This window comes from Anaplasma phagocytophilum, from assembly GCF_023476575.1.
GTDB classification, from domain to species: domain Bacteria; phylum Pseudomonadota; class Alphaproteobacteria; order Rickettsiales; family Anaplasmataceae; genus Anaplasma; species Anaplasma phagocytophilum_A.
Genome location: NZ_JAHLEX010000024.1, coordinates 1 through 9,182 on the forward strand (window position 1 = coordinate 1; position 9,182 = coordinate 9,182).

The following is a 9,182-nucleotide window of genomic DNA, read 5'->3' on the forward strand; positions in this document are numbered from 1 at the left end:
TATCAGCTTTCTCCTGAAATCTCCGCTTTTGCTGGGGGCTTCTACCATCGTGTTGTTGGAGATGGTGTCTATGATGATCTTCCTGCTCAACGTCTTGTAGATGATACTAGTCCTGCTGGCCGTACTAAGGATACTGCTATTGCCAACTTCTCCATGGCTTATGTTGGTGGGGAATTTGGTGTTAGGTTTGCTTTTTAAGGTGGTTTGTTGGATGTTGGGTACCTTACGCTATTTAGACTCTAGCACGAAACTTTCTCTATCAAATGAAGAGGTAATTTTTAATACTAAACCAGCTATATAACCATAATTACCAAATTACTAAAACCCATTTACAGCTGTAATCACGTCAGAAAACCCCACAGCTGCATCTTAAAAAGCTGCACTGCACTAAGAACGATGCTAGCAGCCTGGTGCAGTGAACAGAGTACAAAACACTTCTTCGTATTATGTATACACTAGCGTAGGCCTGCTTCTGAGAAACACGAAGATTCCTACTTTCTGGATGTCTGCTTTCATTCTTTCTTTATTTACAACTCAATGCCTTTCATGCAGTCAACACTTGATCTTGCATCTGCGGGCTTTAACTAGGTGTCTTAACACAAGCTTCAATATTGCAAACTAGCAAGCATTTATAGTCCTCCTGGTGATAGTGAAACTCGGCGCTGAGGTTTTTTTTTCGGGGGCTGTTTTTTAGTAGAATAATTACCCCAACGTTCGCATGTTATCATCACTGCCCCGTTTTCTCCTACTCCAGGTATCGCTGCAACGGTCAGTTGTCCTTTTTCATCGCTTTTCCAACACCCACCCATACCGGGAATAAAAGCGTTCTTGCTCTTTTCCTGAGATGTACTACGCTTTTCTTTCCAAGTACAAAGTCGTCTAGGAAGACTACGACCTTCCACGTAATTCTTGTTCCCTAGTAGACCCTTAAGAAACGCATCATCTCTAGCGACACTTTGTGTAGGCAGATTCATCTCGAATGAGAATTTTGTAAACATAGCGTTATTGTTCTCCAGCAAACCATCGCCTCCATCGTCATTAGCTAACACATCCCCCGTTATTGTCCTATAATAAACAATTAAATCCTTTGCTATCTCGTACTGTGGCTCACCAATTACACTGCTTCCCCCTCCAACAACTCTTGCTACTTCATAGCAGGAGTGAGAACTTCCTCTCTTAGCAGAATCTGCAGCTCCCATTGATGTTATTGCCTGCTCTACATGTGGCCAGATGTCAGCACCGGATTGCCCTGTGTTAGTGCGGTTATCATCTTTACACAGCTTTAGAACTGTATCACCCCCTTTAGAAACTGCCCTATCATCGCTGGGCTGCCCTCCTTCACCTATTTCCATAATTAATGAGTGATGCGGCGCTTTATTTATGGATTCCACTGCAGAACTCCACCACGGGTCTTCAGCACCCTTCTGGGATTGTGAATTTTCCGTACTAGTTTTAGCTTGAGATTTCAACTTCTCAAAATCTAGCACTAGCATTGCATACTGGCCCGGACGTCCAGAACGCTTTTTACCTAACACAGTTTTAGACGCCGCTTCACCTCCTGCCCACATTTCGATCTTGTACAGAGTACACTTATCCTCTCGCTTCTTGTCATCATGCACATTAGAATCCGTAACCATAGGAACAGGATATCGATATGTTGACCTCACTTGCTCATAAGAGACTGCTTTATCGCTCCCTACCGTTACCCTACTCTTCCAAACGCAACATTCACTACTACTCAAGGCTGTTTTCTTCTTTACTTCTTCCTCAATTTTTTTCAACGCAGCCAGCATTTCTTTTCGCTTTTTCTCATCTGATTGTTTCAACCCAAGTTCCTGCACGAAAGCTTCAATGGAAATATCCTGTCTTCCAGATGTAACATGCTGCACTACTTTCTCAACCAAAGATACATCTACTTTTTCCTGCGCTGTTTGCTCAATATGGAAATTCACATTATTGTACGTAGGCCTAAACCAAGTTTTACTGAAGTTATCAATGCAAAAGCCTTGCTCGTATATACTCAGGGGTACCAGTGAGAGACTTGCAACATCCCCTACACCAGAAAGAAACGGCTTATAGTTGTCCGTTCTCACATACTCGTACTCACAACCCACAATTTTCTTACCTGGAGCATAGTATTCCTCAACGTAATTGCCGCATCCTTTACTATCATAGCCTTCTATAAATCCCCCACCTTCATAGTAATACACCACAGCTTCTGCATTCGTGCAGGGATGCTCACTGTTATCCATAACACTATTCTGCAAATAATCTCGTGGTAGTTTAAACCTATTACCAGAAACCTTAGACTCATCTAAAACCTTTTGCCCTATGCTATGTAGGGGAATAGAGTACTTGTCATCACACCTCACGCGTTTAGTTATGCTCCCTATACTCACCTCTGCATAACGCCGTAACGTCTTAGGCTTTTTTCTGACCCTAACACGAGATGCTGCAGGATGTAGCTTACTCGCAATTTTTGATTCACATTCCTCCTTACTGCAATCTACAACCCGTAAAACTTCATATTCTTTGTTATCACTCTCAGCCACTATATGGCATAATACCATTCCACCCCTTTTAAAATCATGCCACGAGGACCTATCTTCACCGTATTCTTTAATTGCAGCAGATAGGCTATTTGTCGTAATAAGCCGTTCAACTCTTTGAGTAGCATATTCACACGCTGAGGTTTTTGAAACACCATCAGTTTCATTCGTTTTCCTCCTATGCTGCATAGCAAATCTACACAACTTTACTGGATCGGATAACCACACGCCCTTTTTTAGCCACATCTTCTGTAACTCTGAAGCGTACTTATATGCCAATATAGAATAGCCATCAAACTTTACTATACCCTTATTATCCTCTGCACCCTTGCCACGTATCCTTTCGAGGATACAATCACCACCATTTTGTACATTAGCATATTCCATATCCATAGGCATTTTAAGTAGCGCAAGCGAATCGGGCAGACACTCTTCCTTTTCATCATGATCATCTCCATAACCCATTGTGATGCATTGTTTCAGTACTTTAGAACTTAGCCCCATCTTGAGAATCTCTAGATCTAGAAGCAGTGTTTTCCGATTTTTTATGTCACCGTTAAGCGCGTACATCCTAGGAGCTTGCAACTCAGGTATAGGAAAACACTGTACCTTCTTTTGTACCGCAGCAGTGGAAGAACCTTTTTCCTCATGATAATTAATGCATACCTTATCATTTCTTCTAACAGCATAGTATCTGAAGCTTTGTATGCCTTCTTTTATCTTAGCTGATGAGAGGATCCCACCTGAACTCAAAGTCTTATTAATATTTTTTGGTGCAGATAATAGCCTGCATCTTGTGTCCCCTGTCTTAGTAGTAGTACATCCATGAGGGATCAATCCACGTGTACTGTACGTTTGCACTTGTGGAAACAGATATTTTCTCTTCTGCAGCTTATCCCCGATGTATATATTCGCTACAACACCAGGTTTGCCATAACTCTGATACATAAACGACATGGGGCTAAACGTAACACTCGCAATCCTGCCTGAGCGTCCTACCAATGCTCTGGGGAGCTCCGCTATGGAACGACGTAAAGGTTTTGTAAAGCATTCAAGATGCGTAGTACATTTTCTTGCAAATCCTAGAGGATCCCACGGAAGATAACACGCAAATACTTGGCATGAACATATCCTTTCGACATTATCACTGCTCTTTTCGGTATATACCATAACATTTGTAGGAAAGACGTACCGACAATCTCCGGGAGCCATATCGACGCAACTTCCGCACTGAGGTGAAGCTCCGCATACTCGTAGTTTCAGTCGATCCTCCTCTTCCAACAAGTGCGAAGTCTCAAGCATAGGCTGTGTACTTGCTCCCTGATAAGCGGCTTTACAGTCACTTGCAGAACTGCTTGCAGTGATCCCAAAATACAATGTAAGTACAACTGCTGCATTGAGATACACAAACCCACGCGACATGATAACCCATACAAATGCACTCTGCACGGTACATCAGCATCATTAAAAATTCGCTAATAGGTAACTATCCACACGAGAGAATACTTATATTACGTCAACAATAAAGTTGTATCATGCGTAACAACTGCTTCGGATGTAATGTAGAATATAGCAAATCACTATCTTCAGATTTGAGTGAAACACTTCGATTATGCCATAAGCTTAATTGTCTAAGAGACTTAGCATTAGAATACCAGCAAAACAGCGATAATGACGTCTCATTTGCACACACTTAATACATTAATTCTCGCCTCCTTCAATAGTCTTAGCAAGTAACCCAGCTACTATGGTTTTTTCTTCAGGGGTGAGTTCCTTTACTAGGTCTTTCGCTACAGCTGTGGCGTTGTCGTTAGCTACTGGAGTGGGTTTTTTACCATCTTTCGCAGTCGACGTAGGCCAATTCCTACTTCCGTCTCCTAGAGTCTCACGGACAAAGTCCCTCAAAAACTGCGGCTCTGTACCACCACTAGTATTCCCTTCGCCAGCACAAAGTGCAGTTGCACTACCCGTGCCTATATCAGATTTTGCAGCATACTTTCCATAATCGCCGGATGTTCCGCTCTTAGGCTTCGTCCTACACACTTTCCCATCGATGATGGGATGAGAGATTTCAACAGCCTTAGCAAAGTGAACAATGTCCTTACCTTATCTAATAAGAGCACCCTATACATAAACCAGATATGAAATCCAAAGATTACGAGACAAAACATACCTAGAGACTGCTTTTAGATATTCGGAGGAGCGTAGTTACTCAGTCTCCTCGCATATTAAACTCATTTGTAAACGAGAGACACTACATCATAAGCTAACTCCTTAGCTAGTAGATATACTGTATATGCTTCATCTTCCTTGCTTTAATATTAAGGCTACGAAACGGAGCAGCTATAAACACCGCAAAGCCAATAAACTGCCTACGCCTTACAGCACTATCACTAACTTACTGAGCCGCATCACATTTATCATGAAAAGCCTCTATCCAATCCTTGCCTTTCTCCGCAATAGCCTCATACATCATCCTTATGCTTGTCCTATTCGCTGTTAGAATACGGCTCTCTCGTGTTGGCAATTTCAAAGATAATACAACCGATGCATTCCCTTGCTTTAAAAAGAAATGCCCTTCAGCCTGTGAAATCTGCAACATAACGTCCTGCTCCTCTTGTGTAAGGCCGAACATACGCCCATGCTGTTTGCTCCCCATCATAAAGTTGGGCATAAATATTCTTGTGTCAGCATGCTTACTTAGGTACTTAATGATCCTGCTAGAAGATATCGCTTTAATATTTTCAGAAGCGAAAACGACCACAACATTAAGCTCACTAAGACCGTTTACCCAATTATCAAACTCACTCTCCGTTTCGAACACAAAGTCAAGAAGCCAGGCTTCGTACATCACCAAAATCAACGGCTTGCCGTCAAGATGATTTTCCATACTACGTACTATATAGTATAGCACCACTGATAGACATTCCGTCTTACTGACAAGCATAGCCGCGTTGATACCCAGAAACTCGGCATTCCACTGTATGTTAGCAGAATCCGTCAGTAAATGCGCAAACCTTCCGTTGCCAAACCAAATGTTTACGCCTCCACCCAAAACTTTAACGCACTTACCAATTCTCTCTTTAGTGCGCTCTTCCAGCGGAATCGCAAAGATCTCATCCACGACCCCCAATACTGCCTGCCTCACCACATCACAAGTATCAGCTGCGGGCCTGACCATCCTGTACAACACTCCCGCAGCTATATCACGATTTACTGCTGTATCTTCAACATTGAATGGATTAAACGTCGCACTAACATGCTCTGGCCTATCATCTATCCGGTGATAGCTACCTCCAATCGCATTCGCGTATATTACCGACTTTCCACTATAGTCAAAAACAACAGACCTGATCTGCAATCTTCTTGCCTCAGAAAGTAAGAAATTGGAGAGCGTGGTCATAGACGAGTCATGCGGTCCTAAACACACCGTATGCCCTTTACCTGTGCACTGAAAATTAAAGAAGTACGGCAACCCACGACTAGAGAAAAACACAGTAATCGAATCAGGCCACTTAGTATTGCTAGCGGAAAAAGATAGATAACTATGCAAAACAACAAAAGTACATGCCTTCTGCATCAACGCAGCTTTCATGTAAATAACATACCGAAAATTCCCAGGCATCAACGCCCAAAAGCTGTCCTCCATAGCTAGGTCCAACCTCACTGCCAGCGCCCCTATCGTAGAAAACGCCGAAACCATTCCGTTGATTCCACTCCTTAACGACTGCAGCCCATCTGCTATTACAACGCAATTTACCTGTCTTTCACAGCAGTCGCCATACGCACTGTCTTCAAGCTGCATAATGGTAGGTAAATGCCCTAGCTTTGCCAAATCTTCATCTCCACTAATCTCAAGCAATGCTGCCTGCCTACCATATAGCTTCTTGAGCTCCCTACCCTCTGTAAACTTTATTATTTCAACAATTATAAACTCACATCCCTGCTGCAAACATGCGTCCACTGCATCTAAACTCTCACTAACATGAACCTTGACCCCTAGAATTGCACCATACTTAACTTTCTCGTTGTCTATCACTTTAAAAGCGTTAAAGCCCATGTGCAGGTCACAACCTGCGGAAACAGTATGCGCGTTATCACATGTCTCCAGATAACACTCCCTGTGCCTGAATGTTACTAGATAGCTAAGAAACTCCAGTAACTCCGACCTCCATCGTCCGTCTCCACAATCTATAAGTCCAAGCTTCTTAGTGGAAAAATCCGATAAATCCCCCATTATCTTATCTGTCACTGTTGTCAGGTACGATGCACGCTTCGCCAAGTAACTCTTATGCTTGTTCATCACTCGGTTAAACAACAATGCATTTACCATACCATCTAGGCCTTCTGCTAGATGCTTCACTACCACAGCTACGTACACTTTATTTGCATAAGTCTCATACTTCTCATCAATGTAAGACTTATACACATCATGCAGAGTATCCGAAAAATCCCCAGTGCTTCTCCATTCTAGATCAAACTTCTTCTTCTCACGTACTGTGTACACCCAAAATGCAACATCAGGATCCTTAACACTGGAAATGCATTTTCTTATTCCATCTCTAAGAGACTGCACACCGTCAGCACACTCACTATCCACAACCTCTATGATCTGGACAAGCTCCCCACCCTTATTCAAAAGCGTGTTATCATCATAGTGGCAGGCCGGAGTAACATACTCCGCATAAGAGGACTTAGCCCTCTCAGTACCACCACTCTTTTCCGCTTCCACAAAGCGATTATCTCCTCTTTTAGACCTGAATCTAAAAACCAAATTATCCACAAAAGACACTGGCAAAGCCCCTGTAAAAATTCACGCAACTCCGCATAGACAGAAAGTACTAGTACATTCTCACACTTAACATTCTGTGAACTCAGAATACGGACTCGCGACGCGTATCACCAAGCAAAACATGATTACCTAAACAAAAAGCCACTGCTAGATATTCTTCCCAGCTAACACACGACAATCAAAGTCTTCTGCGCCTAGCTCTGAAATACCTCCAGCAAATTTAGATATCAGCTTTCCAGCACCAAAAAATATAGCAGTAAATACAACTAACATAACTATTGCCGGCCATGCCAATCGACCAAATACCGCCATAATACTGGAGCCTAGTATTACACCTGTCATTATGGGCAATCCCAACTTTTGCACAAAAACTACAACATTACATATCACCTTAGAAATCACTTCTCCATCCCCCGCAGCATGCGCGACAGGTGCAGCACTTACGGAAACAGCTGGTAATATTAAAAATATAAAAAAAATAATACTTATTACACAGCAACGTAATATATTCGTAAACATTTCAGAGACCTTTCTTAAAAATTTATTTACTCATCTTTATATAATAATCTACTTCGCTCATCTAATAAATTATGTTTCTTATATTTTTAACTATAAGGTCCTTGCACCGCACAGAATGCTTGCAAATTTGTCCGAAGATATGGAAAAAATAAGTTACTGCCTCTGTCTGTGCTTATAATCAACTTAGTTACGAACATAAATGAAAATTTTCATCCTGTTTTTGCAATTACTTCTCTATGAAAAATGCATTGCAGTACCCCTACCGCAGATACGATGAAGGACTTCTACCTGCGGGATGTTTTAGTGTTTCTATGAATTATGCTGAAATATGGCTAATTACTTGCCTTGTACGTTCTTGCAATCGAAGTTCTCCGCTTTTAGATCCCCAACTCCATTAGCAAACTTACTTATTATCTTACTTGATCCAAAGAATATTGCTGTGAAGACTATCAACATAGCTATAGCAGGCCATGCAAGACGTCCAAAGATTGCCATTACACTGGATCCTAAAATTACTCCCGTCATTATAGGTAGACCCAATTTCTGCACAAACATCACTACATTGCAGATTACCTTGGATGTATCTCCATTATGTTCATCCGCGGATGCAGCACCAGGCATAGCCATAGCAATACCTTGACTGCATAACAGCAGTAAGAGGAACATACCTGTTGTACTCTTGAAAAATCTTACAATTTTTGACATGGTTAACCTCTATTTATGATGAAACAGAGCCTGATTCTTCATCCTTCACTTTACTACAATCGAACTTATCTGCGTCCAATTCTCCAACTCCTTTGGCAAACTTACTTATTATCTTACTTGATCCAAAGAATATTGCTGTGAAGACTATCAACATAGCTATAGCAGGCCATGCAAGACGTCCAAAGATTGCCATTACACTGGATCCTAAAATTACTCCCGTCATTATAGGTAGACCCAATTTCTGCACAAACATCACTACATTGCAGATTACCTTGGATGTATCTCCATTATGTTCATCCGCGGATGCAGCACCAGGCATAGCCATAGCAATACCTTGACTGCATAACAGCAGTAAGAGGAACATACCTGTTGTACTCTTGAAAAATCTTACAATTTTTGACATGGTTAACCTCTATTTATGATGAAACAGAGCCTGATTCTTCATCCTTCACTTTACTACAATCGAACTTATCTGCGTCCAATTCTCCAACTCCTTTGGCAAACTTACTTATTATCTTACTTGATCCAAAGAATATTGCTGTGAAGACTATCAACATAGCTATAGCAGGCCATGCAAGACGTCCAAAGATTGCCATTACACTGGATCCTAAAATTAC

The 9,182-nt window shown here is 41.8% G+C and carries 6 protein-coding genes and 2 pseudogenes; 1 reads left to right on the forward strand and 7 read right to left on the reverse strand.

The genetic code is table 11. The features are described 5' to 3' along the window. Positions 1-198: P44/Msp2 family outer membrane protein (locus KPX09_RS02080; RefSeq protein ID WP_249548737.1), on the forward strand; the 198-nt coding region annotated here is incomplete at its 5' end. Positions 199-629: 431 nt separating this feature from the next. Here KPX09_RS02080 and KPX09_RS02085 read toward each other — a convergent pair. The 7 genes and pseudogenes from KPX09_RS02085 to KPX09_RS02120 all read right to left on the reverse strand — a co-directional run. Further along, positions 630-3,971: a hypothetical protein gene (locus KPX09_RS02085; RefSeq protein WP_249548738.1), complete on the reverse strand. Its 3,342-nt coding sequence runs from the start codon at positions 3,969-3,971 to the stop codon at positions 630-632. Positions 3,972-4,256: 285 nt separating this feature from the next. Next, positions 4,257-4,655, reverse strand: a pseudogene (locus tag KPX09_RS02090) (P44/Msp2 family outer membrane protein); the annotation flags it as partial. Positions 4,656-4,947: 292 nt separating this feature from the next. Then, on the reverse strand, positions 4,948-7,332 hold the full coding sequence (locus KPX09_RS02100) for a VirB4 family type IV secretion system protein (protein ID WP_249548741.1): 2,385 nt from the start codon (positions 7,330-7,332) through the stop codon (positions 4,948-4,950). Between the two features lie 156 nt (positions 7,333-7,488). Further along, positions 7,489-7,860 (reverse strand): type IV secretion system protein VirB2-8, encoded by a 372-nt coding sequence (virB2-8, locus tag KPX09_RS02105; RefSeq protein ID WP_249548742.1) that lies wholly within the window; start codon positions 7,858-7,860, stop codon positions 7,489-7,491. Between the two features lie 336 nt (positions 7,861-8,196). Then, complete coding sequence (locus KPX09_RS02110; RefSeq protein WP_249548743.1) at positions 8,197-8,565, reverse strand: TrbC/VirB2 family protein; 369 nt, start codon at positions 8,563-8,565, stop codon at positions 8,197-8,199. Between the two features lie 13 nt (positions 8,566-8,578). Continuing rightward, positions 8,579-8,968 carry a TrbC/VirB2 family protein gene (locus KPX09_RS02115; protein ID WP_249548744.1) on the reverse strand — a complete coding sequence of 130 codons (390 nt, stop codon included), beginning with the start codon at positions 8,966-8,968 and terminating at the stop codon, positions 8,579-8,581. A 13-nt stretch (positions 8,969-8,981) separates the two neighbouring features. Further along, a pseudogene (locus KPX09_RS02120) lies at positions 8,982-9,182 on the reverse strand (TrbC/VirB2 family protein); the annotation flags it as partial.